The organism is Streptomyces sp. NPDC054794, from assembly GCF_053611585.1.
In genome coordinates, this window is sequence record NZ_JBSHAQ010000052.1 from 1 (window position 1) to 26,281 (window position 26,281).

Annotated in this window: 20 protein-coding genes; 12 read left to right on the plus strand and 8 right to left on the minus strand. The window is 74.5% G+C overall.

Features of this window, described 5'->3' with window-relative positions; translation table 11 throughout:
- Positions 1-156 precede the first annotated feature (156 nt).
- Positions 157-1,020 (minus strand): chaplin, encoded by an 864-nt coding sequence (locus ACWGKT_RS38060; protein WP_453277248.1) that lies wholly within the window; start codon positions 1,018-1,020, stop codon positions 157-159.
- A 388-nt stretch (positions 1,021-1,408) separates the two neighbouring features.
- Between ACWGKT_RS38060 and ACWGKT_RS38065 the strand changes: the two genes are divergently transcribed.
- A complete protein-coding gene (locus tag ACWGKT_RS38065; protein WP_453277249.1) occupies positions 1,409-2,455 on the plus strand; it encodes an NAD-dependent epimerase/dehydratase family protein in 1,047 nt (348 codons plus the stop codon).
- Between the two features lie 6 nt (positions 2,456-2,461).
- Here the strand turns inward: ACWGKT_RS38065 and ACWGKT_RS38070 are convergent, their stop codons facing one another.
- A complete protein-coding gene (locus ACWGKT_RS38070; protein ID WP_235457227.1) occupies positions 2,462-3,571 on the minus strand; it encodes a sensor histidine kinase in 1,110 nt (369 codons plus the stop codon).
- A gap of 2 nt (positions 3,572-3,573) precedes the next feature.
- The gene (locus ACWGKT_RS38075) at positions 3,574-4,386 is read right to left on the minus strand and encodes a response regulator transcription factor (RefSeq protein WP_453277250.1); all 813 of its coding nucleotides are present in this window, start codon (positions 4,384-4,386) and stop codon (positions 3,574-3,576) included.
- Positions 4,387-4,501: 115 nt separating this feature from the next.
- On the opposite strand from ACWGKT_RS38075, the gene ACWGKT_RS38080 reads away from it, so the two are divergent.
- Genes ACWGKT_RS38080 through ACWGKT_RS38090 form a run of 3 tightly spaced genes read left to right on the plus strand, consistent with a single transcriptional unit; the run spans position 4,502 to position 6,617 of the window.
- A complete protein-coding gene (locus ACWGKT_RS38080; RefSeq protein ID WP_453277251.1) occupies positions 4,502-5,236 on the plus strand; it encodes a glycosyltransferase family 2 protein in 735 nt (244 codons plus the stop codon).
- Complete coding sequence (locus ACWGKT_RS38085) at positions 5,233-5,850, plus strand: TIGR04282 family arsenosugar biosynthesis glycosyltransferase (protein WP_356149433.1); 618 nt, start codon at positions 5,233-5,235, stop codon at positions 5,848-5,850. Before ACWGKT_RS38080 ends, ACWGKT_RS38085 begins: the two co-directional genes overlap by 4 nt.
- Positions 5,847-6,617, plus strand: a complete 771-nt coding sequence (locus ACWGKT_RS38090) for a methyltransferase domain-containing protein (protein WP_453277252.1) — start codon at positions 5,847-5,849, stop codon at positions 6,615-6,617. Before ACWGKT_RS38085 ends, ACWGKT_RS38090 begins: the two co-directional genes overlap by 4 nt.
- Before the next feature lie 313 nt (positions 6,618-6,930).
- On the opposite strand, the gene ACWGKT_RS38095 is transcribed toward ACWGKT_RS38090, so the two are convergent.
- Complete coding sequence (locus ACWGKT_RS38095) at positions 6,931-7,587, minus strand: molybdopterin-dependent oxidoreductase (protein WP_453277253.1); 657 nt, start codon at positions 7,585-7,587, stop codon at positions 6,931-6,933.
- Positions 7,588-7,711: 124 nt separating this feature from the next.
- Here ACWGKT_RS38095 and ACWGKT_RS38100 point away from each other — a divergent pair, with 124 nt between their 5' ends.
- Positions 7,712-9,052, plus strand: coding sequence for a hypothetical protein (locus ACWGKT_RS38100; RefSeq protein ID WP_453277254.1), 1,341 nt, complete (start codon positions 7,712-7,714; stop codon positions 9,050-9,052).
- 52 nt (positions 9,053-9,104) lie between these two features.
- On the opposite strand, the gene ACWGKT_RS38105 is transcribed toward ACWGKT_RS38100, so the two are convergent.
- The gene (locus ACWGKT_RS38105) at positions 9,105-11,921 is read right to left on the minus strand and encodes an AAA family ATPase (RefSeq protein WP_453277255.1); all 2,817 of its coding nucleotides are present in this window, start codon (positions 11,919-11,921) and stop codon (positions 9,105-9,107) included.
- Positions 11,922-12,278: 357 nt separating this feature from the next.
- Between ACWGKT_RS38105 and ACWGKT_RS38110 the strand changes: the two genes are divergently transcribed.
- The 3 genes from ACWGKT_RS38110 to ACWGKT_RS38120 all read left to right on the plus strand — a co-directional run bounded on the left by ACWGKT_RS38110 (position 12,279) and on the right by ACWGKT_RS38120 (position 15,814).
- Complete coding sequence (locus ACWGKT_RS38110) at positions 12,279-12,941, plus strand: helix-turn-helix transcriptional regulator (protein ID WP_235457247.1); 663 nt, start codon at positions 12,279-12,281, stop codon at positions 12,939-12,941.
- Between the two features lie 150 nt (positions 12,942-13,091).
- Positions 13,092-13,766, plus strand: coding sequence for a DUF4255 domain-containing protein (locus ACWGKT_RS38115; protein WP_235457236.1), 675 nt, complete (start codon positions 13,092-13,094; stop codon positions 13,764-13,766).
- Positions 13,763-15,814, plus strand: coding sequence for an AAA family ATPase (locus ACWGKT_RS38120; protein WP_453277256.1), 2,052 nt, complete (start codon positions 13,763-13,765; stop codon positions 15,812-15,814). The genes ACWGKT_RS38115 and ACWGKT_RS38120 overlap by 4 nt, the downstream gene beginning before the upstream one ends.
- Positions 15,815-15,833: 19 nt before the next feature.
- On the opposite strand, the gene ACWGKT_RS38125 is transcribed toward ACWGKT_RS38120, so the two are convergent.
- The 3 genes from ACWGKT_RS38125 to ACWGKT_RS38135 all read right to left on the minus strand — a co-directional run bounded on the left by ACWGKT_RS38125 (position 15,834) and on the right by ACWGKT_RS38135 (position 20,582).
- Positions 15,834-17,237: a ricin-type beta-trefoil lectin domain protein gene (locus tag ACWGKT_RS38125; protein WP_453277257.1), complete on the minus strand. Its 1,404-nt coding sequence runs from the start codon at positions 17,235-17,237 to the stop codon at positions 15,834-15,836.
- 127 nt (positions 17,238-17,364) lie between these two features.
- Complete coding sequence (locus ACWGKT_RS38130; RefSeq protein WP_453277258.1) at positions 17,365-18,762, minus strand: hydrolase; 1,398 nt, start codon at positions 18,760-18,762, stop codon at positions 17,365-17,367.
- 80 nt (positions 18,763-18,842) lie between these two features.
- Positions 18,843-20,582: an eCIS core domain-containing protein gene (locus tag ACWGKT_RS38135; protein WP_453277259.1), complete on the minus strand. Its 1,740-nt coding sequence runs from the start codon at positions 20,580-20,582 to the stop codon at positions 18,843-18,845.
- 225 nt (positions 20,583-20,807) lie between these two features.
- On the opposite strand from ACWGKT_RS38135, the gene ACWGKT_RS38140 reads away from it, so the two are divergent.
- The 4 genes from ACWGKT_RS38140 to ACWGKT_RS38155 are packed head-to-tail and all read left to right on the plus strand — an operon-like array spanning position 20,808 to position 23,563.
- Positions 20,808-22,391 carry a phage tail sheath subtilisin-like domain-containing protein gene (locus tag ACWGKT_RS38140; protein ID WP_453277260.1) on the plus strand — a complete coding sequence of 528 codons (1,584 nt, stop codon included), beginning with the start codon at positions 20,808-20,810 and terminating at the stop codon, positions 22,389-22,391.
- A gap of 58 nt (positions 22,392-22,449) precedes the next feature.
- Positions 22,450-22,893: a phage tail protein gene (locus ACWGKT_RS38145; RefSeq protein WP_235457242.1), complete on the plus strand. Its 444-nt coding sequence runs from the start codon at positions 22,450-22,452 to the stop codon at positions 22,891-22,893.
- Positions 22,893-23,408 (plus strand): hypothetical protein, encoded by a 516-nt coding sequence (locus tag ACWGKT_RS38150; RefSeq protein WP_453277261.1) that lies wholly within the window; start codon positions 22,893-22,895, stop codon positions 23,406-23,408. The genes ACWGKT_RS38145 and ACWGKT_RS38150 overlap by 1 nt, the downstream gene beginning before the upstream one ends.
- On the plus strand, positions 23,405-23,563 hold the full coding sequence (locus ACWGKT_RS38155; protein WP_356149455.1) for a DUF6760 family protein: 159 nt from the start codon (positions 23,405-23,407) through the stop codon (positions 23,561-23,563). Before ACWGKT_RS38150 ends, ACWGKT_RS38155 begins: the two co-directional genes overlap by 4 nt.
- Positions 23,564-26,281 lie beyond the last annotated feature (2,718 nt).

Sequence of the window (26,281 nt, forward strand, 5' to 3'; positions counted from 1 at the left end):
CCCCGCCCTTCCTCGGACCCCCCGCGCCCCACAACCCCGACCGAGTGTGGGACGTGGGGCCCCGGGGCTCCCCCCCGCGCCGACCCCGGGGCCCCGCGGGGTCGCCGTCTGCGCGCTCCATGCGGCAGACGGCGGGATTCCGGCTCCGGGCCCGTGTCAGGGCGCCATCCGTCCCCGGGCGCGCCGGTACAGGGCGGCACCGCCCACGAGCAGGACCGCGCTCAGAGCGGCGGCGGACAGGGTACCGTCCGCGCCGGTGTGCGCCAGGGTGCTGGTCGTGGTCCGCGCCGGCGGGGTCACCGGGTTGGGCGCCTGAGGGGGCGTCACCGGCCGGGGCGCGTTGGGCGGCGTGACCTCGGTGGGCGGGGTGACCTCGGTGGGCGGGGTGACCTCGGTGGGCGGGGTGACCTCGGTGGGCGGCGTCACCGGCGTGGGCGGCTTGGCCGGCGTGGGCGGCGTCACCGGCGTGGGCGGCTTGGCCGGCGTGGGCGGCGTCACCGGCGTAGGCGGCTTGGCCGGCGTGGGCGGCGTCACCGGCGTAGGCGGCTTGGCCGGCGTCGAGGGTTCGGTCCGGGTGGGCGGCTGAGGCACGACGGGGGTGGTCGGCACGCTCGGCGTGGTGACGGACCCGCTCGTGGACGAGTTGCCGAAGACCGGGTTGAGCACGCCGACCACATTGCCGGAGTTGCCGGTCGCGTTCACCGGGACGTCGACGGGCAGCTGGGCCGTGTTGCCGGAGACCACCCCCGGCGAGCCCTGCGTCCCGCCCACGGCCGTGGCTCCCCCGGTCCGGCCCGAACCGGATCCCCGGTTGGCACAGGAGTTGCCCATGGCGGGGTTGAGGAGCCCCACCACGTTCACCGTGTTCCCGCACACGTTGACCGGGACGTGCACCGGAACCTGGAGGTTGTTGCCGGAGATCACCCCCGGAGAGCCCTCCGCGGCACCCTCGGCCGCGGAGTCTGCGTACACCGGCCCCGCCACGGCCATCGCACCGGAGGCGGCGGCAATGGCGATCACAGTGTTTCGGGTGGCCCGTCTCATGGGTTCCCTGCCTTCCAGACATGTCGCGGGCACTCACCCGCACCGGATAAACGCGGACGAACCCACTTGGTCACCTGCGTCCCACGCGGAGGGTGACGCAATCACCCGAGAACCCCCAAAACCCGCTAAACCATATGAACAGCCTGTCCCACTCCACGGGGCCTGCCGACCGTTCCGACTTCCGTGGCAAACACCGGCGTCGGCGAGCCGCCGAGGCGCCATCTCGCCCGGTCAGCGGCTCGTCGGCGGGCCGGCTCACCGAGCCGTCGCCGATGCGCGGCCGCGCCCCCACACGTCTTACGGAGTCGTGACGTGGCGGTGTGGTCGGCCGGTTCGGTGGGGGGTACGGATCTAGCGTGGCCGTATGCGTGTTCTGGTCACCGGCGGTGCCGGGTTCATCGGGTCCCATGTCGTCGAGGCGCTCGCGGAGCGCGGGCACGAACCGCTCGTGTTCGACGTGCGGGCCGGACGAGGCGAACGAGGCGAACGAGGCGAACGAGCCGAACGAGGTGGACACGGCGCGGACGTGCGCGATCCCTCTGCGGTCGCCCTCGCGCTGACCGGCGTGGACGCCGTGTGTCATCAGGCGGCGATGGTCGGGCTCGGGACCGGGTTCCAGGACGCGGCGGAGTACGTCTCGCGCAACGACCTCGGCACCGCCGTGCTGCTGACCGCGATGGCCGCGGCGGGCGTACGGCACCTCGTGCTGGCCGGGTCGATGGTCGTGTACGGGGAGGGGCGGTACGAGTGCCCCCGGCACGGCGTGGTGCGGCCGGGCCCGCGGGCCGCCGCCGATCTCGACGCGGGCCGGTTCGAGCCCCTGTGCCCGCGCTGCGGGGCCGAGTTGGCTCCCGGTCTGGTCGGCGAGGACGCCCCGGCCGATCCCCGGAACGTGTACGCCACGACCAAGCTGGCCCAGGAGCACCTGGCCGCCGCCTGGGCCCGGTCGACGGGCGGCTCGGCGGTGTCCCTGCGCTACCACAACGTGTACGGCCCCCGGATGCCCCGCGACACCCCGTACGCCGGGGTCGCCTCCTTCTTCCGTTCGGCGCTCGCCCGCGGCGAGTCCCCGCGCGTCTTCGAGGACGGGCGACAGCGGCGGGACTTCGTGCACGTACGGGACGTGGCGGCGGCCAACGCCCTGGCCCTGGATGCGGACGCGGCGCCGGGGGCGCTGACGGCGTACAACACCGGCAGCGGCGAGCCGCACACGGTCGGCGAGATGGCGCGGGCCCTGGCCGCCGCGTACGGCGGCCCCGAGCCCGTCGTCACCGGGGAGTACCGGCTCGGGGACGTCCGGCACATCACCGCCGACTCCTCGCGCCTGCGGGCCGCACTCGGCTGGAAGCCGGAGGTCGGCTTCGAGGAGGGCATGCGCGACTTCGCCCGGGCCGGGCTGCGCGGCGACTGAGCACGCCTACATCGCCGCCGGAAGCGTCACCTCGAAGCGACAGCCGCCGGGGATGTTCCGTACGGTGGCCCGGCCCTGGTGGGCCTCCACGATGCCCCGGACGATGGCGAGGCCCAGGCCCGCGCCCGCCGGTGGGGTCCGGGCGTCCGTGCCGCGCCAGCCGGTGTCGAAGACGCGGGCCAGGTCCTCCTCGGGGATGCCGCCGCAGCCGTCCGTCACGGACAGGACCACGCCGTCGGGCGAACGCTCGGCGGACACCGCGACCGTGCCGTCGGTGGGGGTTCGGCGGATCGCGTTCACCAGCAGGTTGCCCAGCACCCGGCTCATCTCCTTGCCGTCCACCTCGACCGGCAGCGGTTCGACGCCGTCGCCGACGAGCCGCACCCCGTACTCGCGGGCGAGCGGGTCCACCCCGGCGAGCGCGTCGCCGACCAGGTCGTACAGCGAGATCCGAGCGGGGCTGAGGGGAAGCGTGCCGGCGTGGATGCGGGAGAGCTCGAAGAGGTCGCCGACCATGCCGTTGAGGCGCTCGACCTCGGTGCGCATCTGCTTGAGATAGCGGTCCGGGTCGGCGGCGACGCCGTCCTCCAGGGCCTCCGACATGGCGCGCAGTCCGGCCAGCGGGGTGCGCAGGTCGTGCGAGATCCAGGCGACGAGTTCGCGCCGGGAGGACTCCAGCGCGCGTTCCCGCTCGCGGGATTCGGCGAGCCGGGCGCTGGTGGCGGCCAACTCGCGGCTGAGCGCGTCCAGTTCGGCGGTGGCCGGCACGGCGGGCGCGGTGAAGTCGCCGCCGTCGCCGAAGGAGCGGGTGGCGACGGCGAGTTCGCGGCTGCGGGCGACGACCCAGCGGCCCAGCAGCAGGGCCGTGGCGAGGGAGACGACGGCCGCCATCGCGACGACCGTGGTCACCACGCTCAGGTCGTGCGAGGACAGGAACATCGCCTGGGCCACCGCCATGGTGCCCGCGAGCATCGCGAACACCCCGACCGCCGCGACGACGGCGAGCGAGATGGTGAGCGAACGGCGCCGGCTCAGACGCAGCACACCCGCGCCGACCAGGCCGGTGGCCGCGGCCCCGAGAAAGGCGTACAGGGCGATGAGGAGTGTGTCGTTCATGGTCAGGCCGCCTCCTGGCCGCTGGGGTCGAAGCGGTAGCCGACGCCCCACACGGTCTGGATCAGGCGGGGCCGGGCGGGGTCGTCCTCGATCTTGCCGCGCAGCCGGCGGACGTGCACCGTGACGGTGGACAGGTCACCGAAGTCCCAGCCCCACACCTCCTTCATCAGGTCCTCCCGGCCGAACGCCCGCCCCGGGTGCCGCAGGAAGAAGGAGAGCAGGTCGAACTCCCTGAGGGTGAGGGCGAGTTCGGTGCCGTTCTTGGTGGCCCGGCGGGCGGCGGGATCGAGGCTCAGGCCGGCCGCGCCCAGCGGGGGCGCCGGGGCGGCGGGCCGGGTGCGGCGCAGCACCGACTCCACGCGCAGCACCAACTCGCGCGGACTGAAGGGCTTGGTGACGTAGTCGTCGGCGCCGACCTCCAGGCCCAGGATGCGGTCGTCCTCGTCGCCGCGGGCGGTCAGCATGACGACCGGCACCGGCCCGCGGGCGCGCATCCGGCGGCAGACCTCCAGCCCGTCCATGCCGGGCAGCATCAGGTCCAGCACCACCAGGTCGGGCCAGTGGCCCGCGGCCTTGGCGAGCGCCGTCGGCCCGTCCTCCGCGCGGTCCACGACGTATCCGGCCCGCTCCAGATACCCGGCGACGACCTCGGCCACGGTCGGGTCGTCGTCGACGACCAGGACCCGGGCGGGCGGGACCGGTCCCGTGCGCGGAGGTGCGGGGCTCGGTTCCGGCTGCTGCGGCCCGGCGGAAGGGACCGTCCGCCGCGGCTCGGCGGTCGGTTCCGTTCCCGGGGGCTCGTACGGCTGCTGCATGTCCCCAGCCTCGCACCGCACCGCCCGCCGATGCCGCCCGGGTGGGCCGTCCCGACCCCGCCGTCCGCGTTTCGTAAGGAGCCGTAGCCCGATATGGGCGTTTCGCGTTCGTAGGGTGAAAGCCGTGACCACCTCGCCCCCACCGTTGGACGTCGACGTCGTGCTGCCGTGTCTGAACGAGGCCGCGGCCCTGCCCTGGGTGCTGGCCCGGGTGCCGGCCGGCTGGCGCGCGCTCGTCGTCGACAACGGTTCCACCGACGGCTCGGCGGAGGTCGCCCGCGCGCTCGGGGCGACCGTCGTGCACGAGCCGCGCCGCGGCTTCGGCGCCGCCTGCCACGCCGGACTCCGCGCCGCCACCGCCGAGATCGTGTGTTTCTGCGACTGCGACGCCTCCCTCGACCCCTCGCTCCTCGTCCCCTTCGTACGGGAAGTACGGCTGGGCGAGGCCGACCTGGTGCTGGGCCGGCGCCGCCCGCGGTCCCGGGGCGCCTGGCCCGCGCACGCCCGCGCCGCCAACCTCGCGCTCGCCGGCATGCTGCGCCGCCGCACCGGACTGCGCCTGCACGACCTCGGCCCGCTGCGCGCCGCCCGCCGGGAAGCGCTGCTGGAGCTCAACCTCACCGACCGGCGCAGCGGCTACCCGCTGCAGATGGTGGTGCGCGCGGCCGACGCCGGCTGGCGGGTCACCGAGCACGACGTGCCGTACCTGCCGCGCACCGGCGCCTCCAAGGTGACCGGCACCTGGCGCGGCACCTGGCAGGCGGTGCGGGACATGAGCCGGGTGCTGTCCGCGCCCGCCGCCGTCCAGGACGTCCAGGACACCCCGGCCCATGGAGGAAACCGCAGGTGACCACACTCCTCGTCATCGCCAAGGAGCCGCTGCCGGGCCGGGTCAAGACCCGGCTCACCCCGCCGTTCACGCCCCGGGAGGCGGCGGCCCTCGCCGAGGCGGCGCTCGCCGACACCCTGGACGCCGTGGCTGCCGCCCCCGCCGACCGGCGCGTCCTCGTCCTCGACGGCGCCCCCGGCCACTGGCTGCCGCCCGGCTTCGACGTCGTACCGCAGTGTCCGGGCGGTCTCGACGAGCGGCTCGCGGCCGCCTTCGCCGGGTGCGCGGGACCGGCTCTGCTGATCGGCATGGACACCCCGCAGGTGACGCCGGAGCTGCTCACCGTGGACTTCGCCGACTGCGACGCGTACTTCGGCCCGGCGGCGGACGGCGGCTTCTGGGCGCTCGGGTTCGCCCGGCCCGAACCGGCCCTGCTGCGGGGCGTGCCCATGTCGACTCCCGAGACGGGAGCCGTCCAGCGGGAGCGGCTGGCCGCCGCCGGGCTGCGGGTACGGGACCTGCCCCGGCTGCGTGACGTGGACACCGCCGACGACGCGCGGGCCGTCGCCGCCCTGGCGCCGCACGGCCGGTTCGCCGCGCGGCTGGCCCGGTGCACCGCGGTACCGGGCCGATGAGCGCCGCCGCCCCCGGCATCGCGGCCGTCTCGCCTCCCTGGGCCGCCTGCGATCCGTACGCCGCCGCCCTGCGGGCCGGCCGTGGACCGCTGTTCCTGCGCCGCGCCGACGGCTGGCTGCTGCCGCTGGAGGTGGAACGCTGGTGCGCGCGGGCCGACCCGGTCGACCGTGCGGTGCTGGACCGCTGCGAGGGCACCGTCCTCGACGTGGGGTGCGGGCCCGGCCGGCTGGTCGCGGAACTCGCCGCCCGGGGCCGGACCGTGCTCGGCATAGACGTGAGCGAGGACGCCGTCGCCCACACCCGCCGGATCGGCGGGCCGGCGCTGCACCGCTCGGTCTTCGAGCCGCTGCCCGGCACCGGACGCTGGGGCACCGTGTTGCTCATGGACGGCAACGTCGGCATCGGCGGCGACCCCCGCGCGCTGCTGGACCGGGTGGCCGCCCTGCTCGCGCCCGGCGGGCTGCTGATCGCCGAGACCGTGCCCGTGGACATCGACGAACGCGCCCAGGTCGAGGTCGTCGACAGCACCGGCGGTCTCGGCGGCGGTCCGTTCCCCTGGGCGCGGCTCGGCACGCCGGCCCTGCTGCGGATCGCGCGGCGGGCGGGCTGGCGCACCGAGCGTCAGTGGGCGGCCGGCGGCCGGTGCTTCGCCGCCCTGCGCAGCCGTAGCGCCAGCAGCAGCGCCGAACCGCCGAAGAGGACGGCGGTGATCAGCAGCCAGCGGGCCAGGAAGCCGTCGGTGGACCGTCCGGTGGCCGACCGGTAGCGCTCGTCCACCAGGCCGGCGATCAGCGGGAACCAGATCAGCAGGAGCAGTCCGGACAGCATGGCCGGCACCCGTACGTACAGGGTCCACTCGCGGTGCCCGGCCGCGGCCAGCCCCCGTACGGCCGCGCGGTCGGCCGTCGCGTACAGCGGCAGCAGCACGAGGTCGTGCAGGGCGGCCGCCCCCGCGAACCACAGGGCGACGCCGAGCCAGTCGCCCGCCAGCAGCCGCACCCCCGCGTATCCGGCGAGGGCGAACGAGCAGGCCGGCAGAAGCAGTTGCAGCGGGCTGCCGACCGGGAGGCGGCGCGGCATCACAGGTCCCCGAACGTCATGCGGCCCACCCACTTGGTGTTGAGCACGCCGGGCGCGGCGGGCACGATGACCCGGGCCGGGTAGCCGTGATCGGGGGTCAGGTCCTCGCCGTTGGCCTGCAGGGCGAGCAGTGAGCGCGGGTCGGCCACCTGGTTGGCGCGCAGCGCGCCCCGGCGGAAGGCGCCGTGCGGCTGCAGCACGGGGAAGACGTAGTCGAGCTGGATGTTGAGGACGCCGGTGGTGAACTCGAACAGCGCGCCGCCGACCAGCAGCAGCGAGACCCGTTCGAGGGCGTGGGCGAGCGAGCGCGCCGGGGGCAGCGCGAACAGCTTCGGCACCACCGACCACAGCTTGGCCAGCAGCACCGGGATCAGGGTGATGCCGAGGGTGACGTGCGTGCCCTGGGTGAGCCGGTACAGCCAGGGCGGGTCGGTCGGCCAGGAGAAGAGGTAGAAGCCGAGGATTCCCTTGTCCGGGGTCTGGTCGTTGACCGGCGCCAGGTTCGGGTTGTAGGCGGCGTACGAGACCAGGCCCGTCACGAAGAGCACGGTGATGCCGACGAGCAGGACGAGGCCGAGCACCGAGGTGAACCAGGAGCCGCGCACGGGACTGCGCCAGAAGCCGGGCGAGGAGGGAAGCCGTGGATCGTCGCGCATGTGCCGACCGTAGGCCGCGACCGGGCCGGAAAAGGGGCCCGAACCATGATGAAACGCTGACATCAGGCTTGTGCACCCCTTTGCCGCATGTCGGGCGGACCGGGGCCTGCCCTAGCGTTCGGCTGTGAACCGCGCCTTCCTCCGCGACCTGTACGCCGCCGCGGCCGCCGCCCTGCTCGTGACGGCCGCCGTGCTGATCGGACGCCACATCCAGAGCTCCAACGGCACGTTGTTCGTGCACTGGCCGCCGGTGCTGGCCGAGTGGGACCCCCACGTGGGTCCGGGCACCGGGGCCGCCGTGCCGGTGGCGGTCGCCGTGGTGGCGTACGGGCCGGCGCTCGCCGTGCGGCTTCCGTGGCGGACGCTGCTCGCGGCGGCCTGGGGCACGGCCCTGGCCTGGACGTGGTCGCTCGCGCTGGTCGACGGCCGGCAGCGGGGCGTGGCCGGGCGGCTGACCACCCGCAACGAGTACCTCACGGTCATCGGCCGGTTTCACGACATCCCGGCCACGCTGCGCGACTTCACCCACCACATCGTCGTCGGCACGCCCGCGCCCTGGCCCGCGCACATCGCCGGCCATCCCCCGGGCGCCACCCTCACCTTCGTCCTGCTGGACCGGATCGGACTGCGCGGCGGCGGCTGGGCGGGGGCCTGGTGCATCACCGTCGGCGCGACCGCCTGCGTGGCCGTGCTGGTCGCGGTGCGGGCGCTGGCGGACGAGGAACTGGCGCGGCGGGCGGCCCCGTTCCTGGCCCTGGCACCGGCCGCCGTGTGGATGGGGGTCTCGGCCGACGCGTACTTCGCGGCGGTCGCCGCCTGGGCCGTCGCGCTGCTGGCGCTCGCGGTCACCGGGCGGTCGGTGCTGTGGGCGGCGGTGTCCGGGCTGCTGTTCGGCCTGACCTGCTATCTGTCGTACGGGCTCACGCTCTTCGCGCTGATCGGGGCGGCGGTGCTGGTCCTCGGCCGGCGGCGGATCCGGGAACGCCCCGTCCTGCCGGTGCTGCTGCTCGTCGGCCTCGCCGTCGTGCCGACGGTGTTCACGCTCGCGGGATTCGACTGGTGGGAGGCGTACCACCTGCTGGTGCGGCGCTACTACCAGGGCGTGGGCGGGATCCGCCCCTACGGCTACTGGGTCTGGGCGAACCTCGCCTGCACGGTGCTCATCACGGGCCTGGCGACCGCGGCGGGCCTGCGCCGCACCGGCGCCGTCCTGCTCGGGCCGCGGCGCCGCGGGGAGCCCGCGCCCGCGCGAACCCGCCTGGCCGTCCTGGTGACGGCCGCCCTGCTGGCCCTGCTGGTCGCCGACCTGTCCGGCATGAGCAAGGCCGAGACGGAGCGGATCTGGCTGCCGTTCGCGATGTGGCTCCTGCCGGCCTGCGCCTTCCTGACCCGCCCCCGCTTCTGGCTCACCGCCCAGGCCCTGCTTGCCCTGCTTCTCAACCACCTGCTGCTGACGGGGTGGTGAGTACGGGTACGGGATGGCCGGGCGGGGTTCGCGGGTGTGACCCCGGCGGGGGTCAGGCGGGCACGCCCTGCTCGCCCTCGTCCACCACCCCGAGCGCGCCGCGCAGTTCGCCCCGGCGGCGGATGCCGAGCTTGCGGTAGGTGCTGGTCAGGTGGGTCTCCACGGTGCGGCGCGCGACATGGAGGAGGTCGGCTATCTCGGTGTTCGTCCGGCCGTCGGCGGCGAGTTCGGCGATCCGGCGCTCGCTGCCGGTCAGCGCGCCCGAGCCGGTGTGCGCGGTCCCGGAGCGGCGGGCGCCGCCCACGCGCAGCGCCTCCTCGGCGTCCGTCCGCAGCCGTACGGCACCGAGCCGTTCGGCGCGCTCGGCCGCCTCGCGCAGACACTCGCGCCCGCGCACCCGCTCCCCGGCGGCGGTCAGCTGCCGCCCCTGCGCGATCAGCGCGGCCACCAGTTCCACCCCGTCCGGCGCCGTGCGCAGCAGGCCCACGGCAGCCTCCGCGAGCTCCAGTCCGCGCCGCCCGCCGGTCGCCAGGCCCAGCACCCGCAACGCCCGGCCCACCGCGCGCGGGGTGTTCCAGACCCGGGCCAGCCGCAGCTCCTCCTCGGCCAGCGCCAGCGCCTCCCGGGGGCTGCCCAGCGCCAGCCGGCACTCGGCGGCGGCCGTGCGCCACGGTGTGACGACCGGGCTGATCACGTCCCGGGCCGACTGGCGCCGCCCGCACTCCAGGAAGTCGTGCAGGGCGCCGGTGGTGTCACCCTCGGCGGACCGCAGCACCCCCCGCGCGTACAGCAGGCGGTTCAACTCCCAGGAGTCCGGGGCGTCCCGCAGGTCGAAGCCGTCCGCGAGCCGCCGCGCCTCGTCGGTGCGACCGGTCTCGACGAGCGCGATCAGGGCGTGCGCGTCGATGTTGGACGGGCCGGTGCGGTCGGCCGGGACGGTTCGCTCCGCGTGGTCGGCGAGCAGCCGGCCGTACTCGGCGCGGGCGGCGGCGATGTCGGCCCAGGTGTCCAGCAGGGCCTCGTCCATCGGGTGCAGCAGTTCGGGCCGCTGCCCGGCCAGGGCGCGCTCCGCCAGCCGTTCGGCCTCGTCCAGTTCGTCGGCCCACTGGGCCACGGCGGCGGCGGTGCCCAGCAGGAACGGCTCGGCGAGCGGGTCGCCGGGCTCGGTCAGCAGCTCCCACATCCGGGTCATCGCCGCCCGCGCCGACGTCGTCCCGGCCGTGGCCGCGTACCGCACGAGCAGGGCCCGGCTGGTGGCGTCGACGAGTTCCGGGGAACGTTCGGCGGTGTCGTGCAGCCGCGCGTACGCCTCACGGCGCACCGTCTGGTCCCGGTCGGACAGCAGGACGGCGGCCGCCCGCAGCGTGGCGGCCGGTTCGGGGTGCTCGCGGAGCTGGCCCTCCACCCGGCGCAGCAGGTCCACGGCGGCGCGGACCTCGCCGCGGCCGGCCAGGGCGGCGCCCAGGGCGAGGGCCGTGCGCACCTGGTCGCGGGGCTCGGCGGGCAGGCACATCGCCTCGGCGAGGCGCGGGATGCCCGCCGGGGCGTCCGCGGTGGCGTACTCCAGGGAGCCCAGCACGGTCAACGTCCGTTGCTTGAGGTCGTCGCGCAGCGGCTCCTGCAGCGCCCGGCGCAGCAGGCCGACGGCGTCGTTCGTGCGGGATTCGCGAATGGCGACGGCCGCGGCGTCGCGCAGCACGCGCAGCGCCCAGGGCAGGCCGACGGTCCCGCTGCCCAGCAGTTGCCGGGCCACGGCCGCCACGCCGTCGCCGCGGCGCAGCATCGCCGCGGCGAGCGCCCGGTGCGCGGCCTGCCGCCGCACGGCCGGCCACCCGGTGAGCACCGCGTCCCGCAGCAGCGGATGCGCGTAGGCGGGGCGGCCCTCGGCGTCCGGCCGCAGCACACCGATCCGGGTCATCGCGGTGAGCCAGCCGGAGACACGGGCGGCATCGGCCCCGGACGCCTCGGCGAGCAGCCCGGCCAGGGAGTCCTCCGCCCAGGCCTGTTGCCGGTCCTGTTCCCGGTCCTGTTGCCGCTCGTCCTCCCGGTCCTGTTCCCCGGCCTGTTCCAGGACCGCGAGCATCCGGGCCACCTGCGCCGTCGCCGGGCCGGTGCCGTCCAGCCACCAGGAGACGGCCGCCGGGTACGACCCCGGGTACAGCGCGGCACAGGTCCGGGGCACCGCGCCCGCCGGGGCTCCGGCCAGGTCGTCGAGCAGGGCGCGCAGCAGCAGCGGGTTGCCCGCGCCCGCCCGGACGCAGTCCGCCGTCCACGACGGCGAGGCGGCGGGGAAGGCGGCCCGGACCAGGTCCGCGGACGCCTCGTCGGTGAGCGGGGCGAGGGTGTACGCGCGGACGAGGGACGGCGACAGGGCATGCGTGAGACCCGCCGGGCGGGGATCGATGTCGTACTGTCTGCGCTCGGTGGCCACCACCAGGACCGGTAACGGGTCGACGCGGCGCACCGCCTCGACCAGCCAGCGGCGCGACGACTCGTCGGCCAGGTGCACGTCGTCCACGGCCAGCATCAGCGGCCCCTCGGCCGCGTACGAGCGCAGCAGCCGCCACAGCCGGGCCGCGCTGCCCCGGTCGTCGCCGCCGGGCGCCATGTCGGCGAACTCCGGGACCGGGCCGAGCAGATGGAGGATCGTGGAGAAGGGCACCGCGGTGTCCTCGGGGGAACAGCGCACCCGCAGCACGCGCAGTCCGCGGTGCGCCGCGTGCGCGGCGGCCGCCTCCAGCACGGCGGAGCGGCCGGTGCCGGTGGCCCCGCGCAGCAGGACGAGGCCGCCGTGACCGGAGCGGGCGCGTTCGGTCTCGGCCACGAGCAGCGCGTGTACGTCGCCGCGTTCCCGCAGCGGTCCGGTCATCCCTGCCTCCTGTGCCGCGTGCGGCGCTGTGGCCCGCGGTTCCCCACGACCCCTGTGGCAATGCTCACGGCGGGGCGCGAACTGCCCGGCCGGCCCTGCCCGTTGCCTCTCGACCCCCCGCTGACCTGCTGCGACGCGCCCTCCGGCGGCCGCTCGTGGTGGTCGGTCCGCTGGTCTCGTGGTCCGCCTCGTGGTCCTCCACGATTGCGCACGCCACAGGCGCCACAGAAGTGTGGATCGAGCCCTTCCGCCGCCGGTCCGTACCGGGTGGCGGATCCGAGACCAGGGGAGAATCGGTTGCTCAGCTCACCCGGCACAGCAGACGGCGGCACCGACACCATCACCGGTATCACCGGCATGACCACCGGCACCGGCAGCGGCATCACCGCCGGCACCCGCACCGGCCGCCGGATACCCGTGGCGGTGACCGCCCCGGACCCGATCTCCCGCGAAGGAGCCGTCAGCCAGCTGCGCAGACGCCCGGAGATCGAGATCCGCACGGAGTCCGGCCCCGGCACGGTGGCCGTGCTGATCGAGGACACCCTCGACGAGGCGGCGCTCACCCGGGTGCGCCGGCTGGTGCGCAGCGAGGGTGCCCGCGCCGTGCTGGTCGTGGGCACGATCCGGGAGAACGAACTGCTGGACGTCATCGAGTGCGGGATCGGCGCCATCGTGTGGCGCCGCGAGGCCACCGCGAACCGGCTGGTGCAGGCGGTCGTCGCCGCCGCGCGCGGGGACGGCGACCTGCCCTCCGACCTGCTGGGCAGGCTCATCAGCCAGGTGGGCACACTGCACCGGGGTGCGGCGGGCCGGCCCGGCGCCCCCTCCCTGGGTCTGGCGCAACGGGAGGTGGACGTCCTGCGCCTGGTGGCCGAGGGTCTGGACACCGGAGAGATCGCCAGCAAGCTGTCCTACTCCGAACGTACTGTCAAGAACGTCATGCACGGCCTCACCACACGCCTGCACCTGCGCAATCGGGCCCACGCCGTGGCGTATGCCCTCCGGGAAGGCTACATCTGACCGAACGGGCAATCGAAGGAGGACACGCGGGCAGCGCCGCCTGCCCGGCCGTCGGCCCCGGCGCGCCTGCGGCCGCGGCGGCGGGCGCGGCACGATCGGTGGACACGGCCCCCAACAGGGCGAACGGCAGGGCGAATCGGGAGCGCGACGGTGATCCACGAGGTGGACGAGGTCCTCAAGGGCCTCCTCGGCGGCGGCGCGTTGGCCGGTTCCGGCATCGACGTCTCCTTCGAGGCGCCCACCCGCGACTGGGCCGCCCGGCGCAACGCCCCAGTGATCAACGCCTACTTGTACGACATCCGGGAGGACGTGCACCGGCGCCAGCGCGGGCAGGTGTCCGTGCGCGACGAGCGGGACGTGGTGGTGCGGCGCCGCCAACCGCCGCGCTGGTTCCGGCTGTCGTACCTGGTGACCGCCTGGACGAAGACACCGCAGGACGAACATCGGCTGCTGTCGGCCGTATTGGCGACACTGCTGCCCCGTGAGCTGCTGTCCGCCGACGAACTGCCCGGTTCCCTGGGAGCGTTGGGGCTGGCGGTGCCGCTGACCGTGGCGGGCGTGCAGACCGAGTCCCGCTCCATGGCCGACATCTGGTCCGCCCTGGGCGGCGAGCTCAAGCCTTCCCTGGACCTGGTGGTGACCGCGCCCTTCCCGGCCTTCCCCGAGTACGACGCCGGTCCGCCGGTCACCGAGGGCGCGGCGGTCCGGGTGCGCGGCCTGGACGGCAACCCGCCCCAGTCCGGGGAACGCGCCCACCGGCCCCGGCAGGTGGCGGCCGCCCGCGCCGCCCGCGAGGCCGCCGCACCGCACCCGGACAAGCGGTGACCGCCCCGTACACGCAGGCGCGACCGACCGGGACCGCCGATCCGGCCGCCGTGCTGCTCGCCCGTCTCACCGCCCTGCGCGAGCGGGTGGCCGCCCTGGTCGACGAGCGCGCCGCCGGCGACCCCACGGCCGACGATCCGCTGCGCGGCCTGTACCTGCCCCAGGAGGCGGTCCAGCACCTCCTGGGGACGGAACCGGCCGGCGCCCCCGTCGGCCTGGTGGACCTCGGGGACCCGGCCCCGGCCGGCCCCGCGGGCACCGAATCCGCCGCTCCCGTTGCCCCCGCGGCCCACACCGACCGGCTGATCGGCCTGGCCTCCCGGATGGGCCTGTCCGAGCTGGACACCGCCATCCTGCTCGTCGCCCTCGCGCCCGACCTCGACCGTGCCTTCGAGCCGCTGTACGGCTACCTCAACGACGACGTGAGCAGGCGGCGCGCCACCACGGGGCTCGCCCTCGACCTGTGCGGGATGCCCGCGCACCTGGCGGCGGCCCGGGCCCGCTTCCACTCCTCGGCGCCGCTGCGCGCGCTCGGGCTGCTGGAGGTCGAGGAACCCGAACGGCCTTTCCTGGGGCGCTCGCTGCGGGTGCCCGACCGGCTGGTGGCCCACCTGATCGGCGACGACACCCCGGACGACGTGCTCCACGGACATCTGCTCGCGATGCCGGAGCATCTGCCCGCCGCCGACGACGCCTTCGTCCTCCGGCTGGCCGACCGGCTGACCGCGGGACCGGTCACCGTCTATCTGCGCGAGATGCGCGAGGGCGACGGCCCGGCCGCCATCGCGGGCGCCCTGCGCGCGGCCGGCCGCGGGGCACTGCGCTTCTCCGGTCCCGAGGACCGCGTCCCGGCCCTGCTGCGCGAGGCGCGGCTCGGCGGCCGGGCGGTCGTCCTGTCGGGTCTGCCGGAGCAACCGGGCCCGCTGGTCCAGGCGTTGGCCGCGGCGACCGACGTCACCGTGCTGCTGACGGACCCGCGCCCCTACGACCCGCACTGGAGCGCCCGCGACCCGCTCGTCCTGGACGCCCCCCGGCGCCGGGCGGGCGGGACGGCCGCCTGGTCGGCGGCGCTGGGCCCCGACGCCATCGGATTCGACCTGGCCACGGCCGTGGCACCGTACCGGCTGGGCGGCGACCGGGTGGAGCGCGCCGCGCACGCCGCCCACGCCCTGGCCGCCTTCGACGGCACCCCGCTCACCGCCGCCCATGTGCGGCTCGCCGCCCGGCAGCAGTCGGCCTCCGGCCTGGAGCGGCACGCCCGCCGGATCCGGCCCGCCGTCACCTGGAACGACCTGGTCCTGCCCGACCGTCCGCTGACCCAGCTGCGCGAACTGGCGCTGCGCGCCCGCCACCGCGACCGGGTCCTCGGCGACTGGCGGCTCAGCGCGGGCGGCGGCCGGGGCCGGGGCGTGCTCGGGCTGTTCGCCGGCGAGTCCGGCACCGGCAAGACGCTCTCCGCCGAGGTCGTCGCCGCCGAACTCGGCCTCGACCTGTACGTCGTGCAGCTGTCCTCGGTCGTCGACAAGTACGTCGGCGAGACCGAGAAGAACCTGGAGCGCATCTTCACCGAGGCCGACCGCACCGACGCCGTCCTGCTCTTCGACGAGGCCGACGCGGTCTTCGGCAAGCGCTCGGAGGTCAAGGACTCCCACGACCGCTACGCCAACATGGAGAGCGCCTACCTGCTCCAGCGGCTGGAGTCCTTCGACGGCATCGCGCTGCTGACCACCAACCTGCGCGCCAACATCGACGAGGCGTTCACCCGGCGTCTCGACCTGGTGGTCGACTTCCCGTTCCCGGACGCGGAGCAGCGCCTGGCCCTGTGGCGGCACGGGCTGTCGTCCGTCCCGTGCGCCGAGGGCGTCGATCCGCGGCCGCCGGCACGGGACTTCGAGCTGGCCGGCGGTTCGATCCGCAGCGCGGTGGTCACCGCCGCCTATCTGGCCGCCGGACGGGACGAGCCGGTCGGCGACGGCGACCTGCTGGAGGGGGCCCGCCGCGAGTACCGCAAGGCGGGCCGCCTGGTCCCGGGCGAGGCCACCTGGTAGTCCCGCCCGGTCACCGGCCCTACTGCACCCGCCACTTCTGGTTGGGGGTTCCGGAGCACTGCCACAGCTGGAGCTTCGTGCCGTTCCCGGTGCCGTTGTCCTTGGCGTCCACGCACTTGTTCGCCTGCGGGTTGACCAGGTCCCCGGCGGGGCTCATCACGAACTGCTGGGCGGGGTTGCCGCTGCACCGGGCCAGCTGGATGGCGGCGCCGTCGTCCCGGGATCCGTAGGCCACGTCCATGCACAGGCCGAGGGAGCGGACGGTGCCGTCGCCCCGGAAGTCCCACTTCTGGTTGGCCGATCCGGCGCAGTCCCACAGCTGGAGCTTCGTGCCGTCGCGGCCCCGGCCGTCCTGCGCGTTGGTGACGTCGATGCACCGGTTCGAGCCCTGGCCGATGATCAGTTGGCCGGGTACCGGCTTCTTCGTGGGCGCCGGACCCGATCCGCCGGGCTTGCCGCCGCCGGAGTCCGACGACCCCGAGGAGCTGGAGCCGGCGGAGCCGGACGAACCACCGGAACCGGAGCCGGAGCCGCCCGTGTCGTGCCGGGGCGGCGCGGAGGAGGGCTGGGACGGGGGCAGCGGGTCGGCGGAGGCGTCGGTCCTCGGTGCGGACGGCGCGGACGCGATCGGACTGGGCAGCGCGGTGCTGCCGGCCTCCGCGAGCTTCTCCGAGGCGCCGCTGCCGACCGACGGCTTGTAGGCGATCCAGAACATCACGAACGCGATCGCCAGCGCCGTCACGACGCTCAGCGTGGTCGCCAGCCAGCGCGGCAGGAACCCGCGCTGCACGAACGTACCGTCGACGCCGAGCGGCACCACCCCCGACCGCTGCACGGTCAGCGAGAACGGCCGCTGCTCCTTCGACCCGAACCAGATCACCTGCCGGGGCCGCAGCGTGGTGTCGACGAACGCCGCCCGACCCGGCTCGATCTGCACACTGGCCGGACGGAACTCGTACGACAGGTTGTCGCCCGTGTCGTTGCCGGCCACCGAGGCGGTGACCTTGGTGTTGCCCAGGTTGTCGATCGCCAGCCGCGGCCGGCCCCGAAAACGCCCCTTCACCGTGTGCGGCACCAGCTCCGCCCGCACCTCCGTGAACGGAGTGATCGTCAGATTCCCCTCCGGCACGGTCACCGCGTCCGGATGCTCGGTCGGCGTGATCCGCACCGCATACGGATTCGGACCGGCCACCGCATCCGACGTACGCGGCGGCGAGAACGTCAGCTCCACCGTCCCCGTCGTCCCCGGATACAACCGCAACGTCTGCGGCTCCACGGTCGTCCACGGCGCGATCGCACCAACAGGCTCGAAACGGTACTCGTCGACGACATCACCGGTGTTGCGCACCCGCAGCCGCACCACCGTGCTGCCGCCCGGGTCCACCGTCGCTGCCGCCGGCTCCAGAGAAGTCCACAGAGTCACCTGTCGACGCTAAGACCCGGGCGGGGGCGCCGTCAGGAAGCCTCGGGGCAGCCTCGCTGCCCGAAGGGGTGCTTCCCCGTGCCCCGGCGGACAGGTGCCCGGCACACGTACCGGTCACAGCTGCCGGTCACACCGTGAACCGGACCGCCTCCAGCTGGAGGTTCTGCTCCATGGGGCTGCCGCCGTAGATCCAGTCGCCGGGCTTGGTGCAGCCCAGGCCCATCCAGCCCCGGTCCTCCACATGGGCGTTCTGACAGACCGAGCCGTCGGTGGTCTTGATGGTGAAGCCCTGCAGGGGCAGCTCGGACTCCTTCGTGCTGCCGAGGTACATGTCGACGCCGTCGGCGGCGCTCGACCAGGGGGTCTTCCAGCCGTCGCTCTTGTAGGCTCCGTTGCCCGCGGTGCCGCCGGTTCCCGAGACCGCGATGTTCAGCGCCTTGATCGGCAGCTCCTTGCCCGTGGTCCCGGCCTCCGCGCCGTCGCACACCGGGTCCTGCCAGCCGTGGTCCGCCACGTAGGCGCGGTAGCAGATGTGGCGTCCGCTGCTGCGGGCGGCGAGCTTCTGCACCGCGTCGGCCGCGGTCTCCTGCTTCGGCTTCGTCGGCTTCTTGGTCGCGCCGCCGCCGCCTCCGCCGCCGCCTCCGGCGGGAGTCCGGCTCGGGGCCGCCGCCGGGGGCGCGGCGGGCTCCTGGCTGGGTGCCTGGGACGGGGTGGTCGCCTCGGGCGTGGGGCTGGGCGGGGCGAGGGTGCTGCCGGCCTGTTCGATCTGCTCGGTCGCCGAGGTGCGCACCTGCGGCTTGTACGCCAGCCAGATCATCACGAAGGCGATCGTCAGCGCCAAGACCGTCCCGAGGGCGGTGGCCAGCCAGCGCGGCAGGAACCCGCGCTGCACGTAGGTGCCCTCGACCTCCAGGGCCGGTGCCCCCGACCGGCGGACCGCCAGGGTGTACGGCTGCTCCTGCTTGGCCCCGAACCAGATGATCCGGCGCGGCCGCAGCGTGGTGTCCGCGAACACCGCCCGTCCCGGATCGATCTGCACGCTGCCCGGCTGGATCTCGTACGAGAGCCGGTCACCGGTGTCGTTGCCGCTCAGCGAGGCGGTGACCTTGGTGTTGCCCAGGTTGTCGATCGCCAGCCGCGGCCGGCCCCGAAAACGCCCCTTCACCGTGTGCGGCACCAGCTCCACCCGCACCTCCGTGAACGGAGTGATCGTCAGATTCCCCTCCGGCACGGTCACCGCGTCCGGATGCTCGGTCGGCGTGATCCGCACCGCATACGGATTCGGACCGGCCACCGCATCCGACGTACGCGGCGGCGAGAACGTCAGCTCCACCGTCCCCGTCGTCCCCGGATACAACCGCAACGTCTGCGGCTCCACGGTCGTCCACGGCGCGATCGCACCAACAGGCTCGAAACGGTACTCGTCGACGACATCACCGGTGTTGCGCACCCGCAGCCGCACGCGGGTACTGGCACCGGGGTCCACGGTCGCGGAGGCGGGTTCGAGGGAGGTCCACAGGCTCACCTTCGCGACGCTACGTCCGGCCCCGCCGGACGTCATGAGGCGCAGGGGCAGGGGGTGTGCCCGAAGGGGCAGGCCTCCCGTCACAGGTCCCGGTGGTAGCGGTCGTCCGCGTCCTCGATGAAGTGCTCGAAGGAACCGGCGGCGAAGTCCGGCCACTGGTCGATGGCGAGGATCGGGACGCGCCGCAGCTCGACCAGGACCTGCTTGCGGTCACCGGTCGGCTCGCCGCCCTCCTCTTCCGGAGCCCCGATGTCGACCGGCCTCGCCGGACCTGCCCAGACGGGGTCCCGCCCGTTCATGACCGCCCTGACGATGTTCGTGCAGATATTGACCTCGTCGGCGAGGTCGTCGCTCAGCGAGCTCATCAGCGCCACCACATCGCGCAGGGCGACCTGGTCGCCGATCACACCGTCCTGGCGCAGGCTCGTCCACAGTGCTCCCATGTGGGTCTTGAGCAGGAGCGGCTGGTCCTTGGGCAGATTGGTGTGGAACAGCACCTCGTGCACGGCGGCCGAAGCCATGACCTGGAGCATGCCGCGCACGCTGCCGAGTTGTTCGGCCGACGGCGCGTCCTGCATGTCGAAGGCCCTGACGAGGTTCTTGGTGCGGAGGTGGCGGATCGTCGAGGCGAGCTGGGCGTTCTCGTTCACCTCCTCCCGGGTCCTCTCGGCCCGCCAGTACATCTGGTTGACGCCGTAGAACTCCTCGAAGTGCCCCGCATCGTTGGCCGCCCTTTCGTGCATGCGGGGCAGGGAGTCCAGCGGCACGTCGGGGTTCACCTGCGGCTGACCGGTGCTGTCGGGCTTGTACACGGTCACGTAGACGTCGCCGACCTCGAACTCGGGGGATCCGTCGGAGCCGTTCTGCTGCAGAGTCCGGGTCCCCGTGTCCAGCGCTTTCGCCACCCGCCTGATCTCGGCCATGGCCCGGGTGAGATCCCGCCTGTTGCGGAAGGGTTTGGTGACGAACTCCAGGTTCTCGCCGTCCTGGACGACGTACCAGAGGCCGTTCTCCTCGCCGTAGTGCTGGGCGCGGAGGTCGTACACCTCGGCCTCCGAATCGGAATCCGAGTCGCCCTCCTTGACGTAGACCTCGCTGCGCAGCTGCTGGAACTCGAAGCCGATCCTGGCCGGTGTCTCGGCCCGCCGCTGCACGAACGCGCCCGCGTCGCCGGCGTGCGTCAGGCCGGGGGAGGCGTGGTCGTGCTCGGTGTCGTGCGGCGCGACCGCCCGCTGCACCGGCGCCGGACCGGCCATCACCCGGGCGGCGTTGGCCTCGGCGGCGCGCTCGTAGCTGTCGCCCGGGTCGCTGACCCGCAGTCCGCCGCCGTTGTCGGCGCCGGAGACCGGACCCTGGCTCTGCTGGATCACATGGGTGAGCTCGTGGGCCAGGGTGTGCTTGTCCCGGCCGTCCCACACGACGTGGTTGCGGGAGGTGTACGCGCTCGCGCCGATCTCGGCGGCCGACCGCTGGGCCACGGCGTCCGTGTGCACCCGTACGGAACTGAAGTCGACGCCGCCGAACCGCGCCGACATCTCGCTCCCCAGCCCCGTGTCCAGGGGCCGGCCGGACGAGCCGAGCACCTGGTGCACCAGGGAGCTCCGCTGTACGGCGGGCTGTTGCTCGTGTCCGCAGCCGGCGGAGTGCTGGTGCCGCTCCGTCGTGACGGCGCGCGACACCGCCGCGTTGCCCGCGAGCCGCTGCAGACCGAGCACCCCGGCCGCCCATCCGGGCCCCTGGGGCGCGCGGCCCGTCCATGCGGCGGGCCGGGTCCCCTGGGCCCGGTCGTTCGGTGCGGTGCCCTTGTCCTGCGCGCGCACGGGCGCTCCCCTCGACGGTCGGCGGATACACGTCAGCGCACCAGCGTGACCGAGGGCGCCGGGCCGGGGGAAGGAACTTGGGGGCAGACCTGAGGGCATGTCCGGGTCGTTGCCCTTCGGGGCAACAGGCCTGCCCCCGCCACGGCACCGCAGGTCGTTCCGGCCGTCGCGCTGCGCGCGTGACGGTGAGAGGCGTCCTGACTCGTGTCCCGAGGAGAGCAGAGCATGCCGTCGTACCTGTCGCCCGGCGTATACGTCGAGGAGGTGGCCAGCGGCTCCCGTCCGATCGAGGGAGTGGGCACCTCGGTGGCGGCCTTCGTCGGGCTCGCCCCGACCGGCCCGCTGAACGAGCCGACCCTGGTGACCAACTGGACGCAGTACGTGGCGGCCTTCGGTGACTTCACCGATGGCTACTACCTCGCGCACTCCGTCTACGGCTTCTTCAACAACGGCGGCTCGGCGGCCTACGTCGTCCGCGTCGGCGGCTCCGCGGCGGGCGCCTCCGGCGACGCCGCCGCCCCCCATGCGGTGACCGGTGCGGCAGCGCCGGCCGCGCTGACCGCCGGCGAGCCCAAGCAGCTCGGCACGTTCACCGTCACGGCGACCTCGGCCGGGCAGCACGGCCCGCTGAGCGTGGAGGTCGCCGACGCGGAGGGCGAGGGTCCCGCCGAGCGCTTCAAGCTGATCGTCAAGGACGGCGACAAGGCCGTCGAGTCGTTCGACGTGACCGCCAAGAAGGGCGGCCGCACCTACGTCGTCACCCAGGTCAAGGAGCGCTCCAAGCTCATCACCGTGGCCGAGGCCGCGCCGTCCGCGCAGCTGGCCCGCCCGGAGAACCAGACGGTGGCCCTGGCCGCGCCGCCCGTCGCGCCCGCCGCACCGGCGGAGCAGGACGCGGTCGTCGGCCCGGCCCAGTACCTGGGCGACAGCGCCGACCGCACCGGCTTCGGCGGCCTGGAGGCCGTCGACGAGGTGTCGATGGTGGCCGTGCCCGACCTGATGGCCGCCTACCAGCGCGGCGCGATCGACCTGGAGGCCGTCAAGGCGGTCCAGCTCGGCCTGATCGCGCACTGCGAGCTGATGGGCGACCGCGTCGCGGTCATCGACCCGCCGCCCGGACTGAACGCCCGCCAGATCCGCGTGTGGCGGCAGGAGACGGCCGGCTACGACTCCAAGTACGCCGCCCTGTACTACCCGTGGATCAAGTCCTTCGACCCGGCCTCCGGCCAGTCCCGGCTGATCCCGCCGAGCGGTCACGTGGCCGGCGTGTGGGCCCGCAACGACTCCGAGCGCGGTGTGCACAAGGCGCCGGCCAACGAGGTCGTGCGCGGTGCCGTGGACCTGGAGATCCAGATCACCCGGGGCGAGCAGGACCTGCTCAACCCGATCGGCGTCAACTGCATCCGCGCGTTCCCCGGCCGGGGCATCCGGATCTGGGGCGCGCGGACGCTGTCCTCGGACCCGGCGTGGCGCTACCTCAACGTCCGCCGGTACTTCAACTACCTGGAGGAGTCGATCCTGATCGGCACCCAGTGGGTGGTGTTCGAGCCGAACGACCACGCGCTGTGGGCCCGGATCCGGCGCAACGTCTCGGCGTTCCTGGTCAACGAGTGGCGCAGCGGCGCCCTCTTCGGCGCCCGGCCCGAAGAGGCGTACTACGTCAAGTGCGACGAGGAGACCAACCCGCCGGAGTCGGTCGACGTCGGCCGGGTGGTGTGCGAGATCGGCATCGCGCCGGTGAAGCCGGCCGAGTTCGTGATCTTCCGACTGGCTCAGTTCTCCAGCGGGAGCGGGGAGCTGGAGGAGTAGGTCCGCCAGCCGACTCCTCCCGCTCCATCGACGTCAACACCCCTAGAAGGAAAGCGACATGAGTCTCCAGCCGGGCGATGCCCTTACTTCACACAATTTCGGCCTGCAGATCGACGGCGTGATGGTCGAGTACCTCGCCGAGGTCAGCGGCCTCAGCGTGGAGCAGGACGTCATCGAGTACCAGCAGGTCTCCGCGCAGGGCAAGCCGGTCACCAAGAAGCTGCCGGGCGTGAAGAAGGCGGGTACCTGCACGGTCGTGCGCGGTATGACGCAGTCCGCCGCGTTCAACCAGTGGATCACCGAGTCGGTCAGCGGCGCGATGGGCACGGCCCGCAAGAACGCCACGATCATGGTGATGGACTACCAGAACAATCCGGTCAAGCGGTACAACATGCGCAACGCCTGGTGCAGCAAGATCGACACCAGCACCGTGAAGGCCGGTGAGGCCTCGGCGCTGACCGAGACGGTGACCATCACGTTCGAAGAACTGGTCATCGAGTAATGCGGCGTACGGCTGTCCGGTCGGGGACGGGGGCGGCGCCGGGTGAACCGGTTCCGTCGCCGTCTCCGTCCGCGCCGGGGGCCGGGGCCGCGGAGCAGGCCCCGGCCGCCGCACCGGCCCCGGCCCCCGCGGCCCCGGTGCTCCGCCTGCAGACGGAGTTCCCCTTCGAACTGCCCCGCGGCTACGTCGACGAGGCGGGCACCGTCCACCGCGACGGCGTGATGCGGCTGGCCACGGCCCGCGACGAACTGGTGCCGCTGCGGGACATCCGGGTCCAGGAGAACCCCGCCTACCTGTCGGTGGTGCTGCTCGGCCGGGTCATCACCCGCCTGGGCACGCTGCCGCTCGTGCACGACGGGGTGGTGGAGAACATGTTCGCCTCCGACCTGGCGTTCCTCCAGGACTTCTACCGCCAGATCAACGCCGAGGGGCACACCCGCGCCGCGGTGGAGTGCCCGCACTGCGCGGAGCCCTTCGAGGTGGAACTCGGCGGGAGCCGCCTGGGGGAATCGTGACGTACGCGACCGACCGGCTGCACGAGGAGATCGCGTACGTCGCCTACCACTTCCACTGGAGCCTGGAGGAGATCCTGGACCTGGAACACCACGACCGCCGCCGCTTCACGAACCAGATCGCGTCCCTGGTGACCCGGGCCGGGGCGGAGGGCTGAGCCGTGGGTTTCCTGGACCGCTTCAGGGGTGGGCGTGGTGGCTCGACGACGGGCGGGGCGCACGAGCCGTCGCCGCCGACGACCACCGGAACGACCGCCGCCGGCGCCGTCGCCGACCCGGGCACCGGTGCCGCGGCGACGCATGCCCGTCCGGCCGCCGCCTGGCCCGCGCTGCCGCCCATCCAGCGGGCGGTGACCGGGGGGACTTCGGGTGTCGCCGACGCCGGCTTCGGAAACCGGCTGGCCACCTGGCAGAACCCGTCCTTCACCGGCACGCTGTCGCACGCGGTACTGAACCGCACGTCGGTCGACCGGATGGGCCCTTTGCTGACCCCGCCGACGGCACCGACGCCTACGCGCTCCGCCGAACAGCCGCCTGCGGCACCGCCGGTGCCCGGGCCGGCGCCGGGAGCGGCGGCTGGTCCCGCACCGAGGTGGGTTGCCGCTTCCACGCCCTCGCGGGCGGGGGGCGCGGCGCCGGTGCAGCGGGCTGTTGCCACGCCGGTGAGTGTTGTCGCGCCGGGAGGCCGGGCTGCTTCTGCGGGTGGGGGACGGGCTGTGCCTACGTCCGCGCCCGCGCCTGTGCCTGGTTCTGTGCCTGTGCCTGTGCAGCGGGCCGCTTCCGTGCCGGGGGCTGTGGCTGGTGCCGTGCCGGTGCAGCGGGCCGTGCCCCTTCCGCCGGCGGGGCAGGCCCCGGTACAGCGGGCAACTGCTGTGCCGGTGAAGGTTGTTCCGCCGGCCGGGCAGGAGACGTCCACGCCGGTGCGGCGGGCGGCTTCCACGCCAGGGCAAACGCCCCCGGCCCCGGCAACGAAACCCAGCGGCACGGGGCCAGTTCAGCGCGCCGTTGCCACACCAGCGAGCCCCGCCACGCCAGTTGGGCCGACGCCCATCGCGCCGGTGCAGAAGTCGGCGTCCCCGTCAGCGCAGTCGGACGTTCCCGCGCCCGTGCAGCGTGCCGTTGCCACGCCGGGGGAGAAGGCCGTGCCCGCGCCCGTACCGAAGTCCGCTGCCGCGTCCTCGCCGCAGCATGTCGCAGAGGCGGTGCGGCAGGCCGCCCCGACCCCGGTACAGCGAGCCGCCTCCACGCCTGTACGGCAGCCCACTCCCGCGCCCGCTCAACCGAGCGTCACCGAAGCGGGGCAACGGGCCGCCTCCACGCCCTCCCGGCCAGACGTCGCCGAAGCCGCGCAGCGGCCCGCGCCAGTGCAGCGTGCCGTTGCCAAGGCCCCTCAGCCGGGCGCTCCCGTGCCCCCGGCGCGAGGCATTCCCGTGGGGCCGGTGCGGCCGCGCCCGGCGTCGGCCCCGCTGACCAGGTCGGCCCCCGCCCCGGTGCAGCGTCGTTCGTTGCCTGCCCGGATATCGCCGGCTGCCCCGGCCCCCGCACATCCCGGTACCGACGAGGGCAGCGTCGCGGCGCCGGAACCCGTCGCCGCCCCGGCCCCCGCTCCGGTGCAGCGGGCCGTGACGCGACCGGCCGATGACAGCCGTACCCCGCGCACGAGCGAAACGGAAACGGCCTCCCCCGCCTCCGCGAGCGCCTCCGCACCCACGGGCCCCGCCCTCGACGTGCGGCGTGCCGCAGCGCCGACGCCGAGCGGCACTCCCGCCGGTCCCACAGCGGCACCGGCGGAACCCACCGTCCAGCGTGCGCGCGTCGGACTCGGTGCACCCACCTCGCGCGTGCCCGCCCCCGCCGAACGCCCCGTGGAGCAACCGCGTCCGGCGACGACCCCTCCCACGGGTTCCGCGCCGGTCGGCAGCACCCCTCCCAGCGGCGGGAGTTCGCAGCCCCAGCCGCCGCTCCCCCCGATCCAGCGCAGCACACCGCACGGCGGCAGTCCGGCGGCCCGCCCGCGCCCGCAGCTCGGCGCCCCTCTCACCACGCGCCCCGCCGATGCCGCGCCCGTAGCCACGCCGCTCCCCGGCATGCCCAGCGTGAGCCGATCGGTCTCCCCGGCCCCACCGACGCCTCCCCCGGTCACCGGCCGCCCGCCGATGCCCACCCCGCTGCCGCAGCCGACCACCCCGGCCATGCACAACCCCCTGCCACAGCCGACCTCGTCAGCCGTGCACACCCCCCCGCCACAGCAGCACACTCCGGCCGTACAACGCCGAACCACACAGGCTGCCGCGCCCCTGCCGCAACCGACCACCCCGGCCCTGCCGGCCCCCATGCCACAGCCGACCACCCCAGCCGTACAACGCCGAACCACCCCGACTGCCGCGCCCCTGCCGCAACCGACCACCCCGGCCCTGCCGGCCCCCATGCCACAGCCGACCACCCCAGCCGTACAACGCCGAACCACCCCGGCTGCCGCACCCCTGCCACAGCCGACCTCGTCAGCCGTGCACACCCCCCCGCCACAGCAGCACACTCCGGCCGTACAACGCCGGGCCACACAGGCTGCCGCGCCCCTGCCGCAACCGACCGCCCCGGCCGTGCCGGCCCCCATGCCGCAGCCGACCATCCCGGCCGTGCACACCCCCGTGACCCAGCCGACCGCCCCAGCCGTACAACGCCGGACCACCCCGACTGCCGCACCCCTGCCGCAGCCGACCAGCTCAGCCGTGCACAACCCCCTCCCACAGCCGACCACGTCAGCCGTGCACACCCCTCTCCCACGGCCGCACACTCCGCCCGTACAACGCCGAACCACCCCTGCTGCCATACCCCTTCGCCGCACCACCCCCGGCGCCGGCGAACCCCGGCACGTC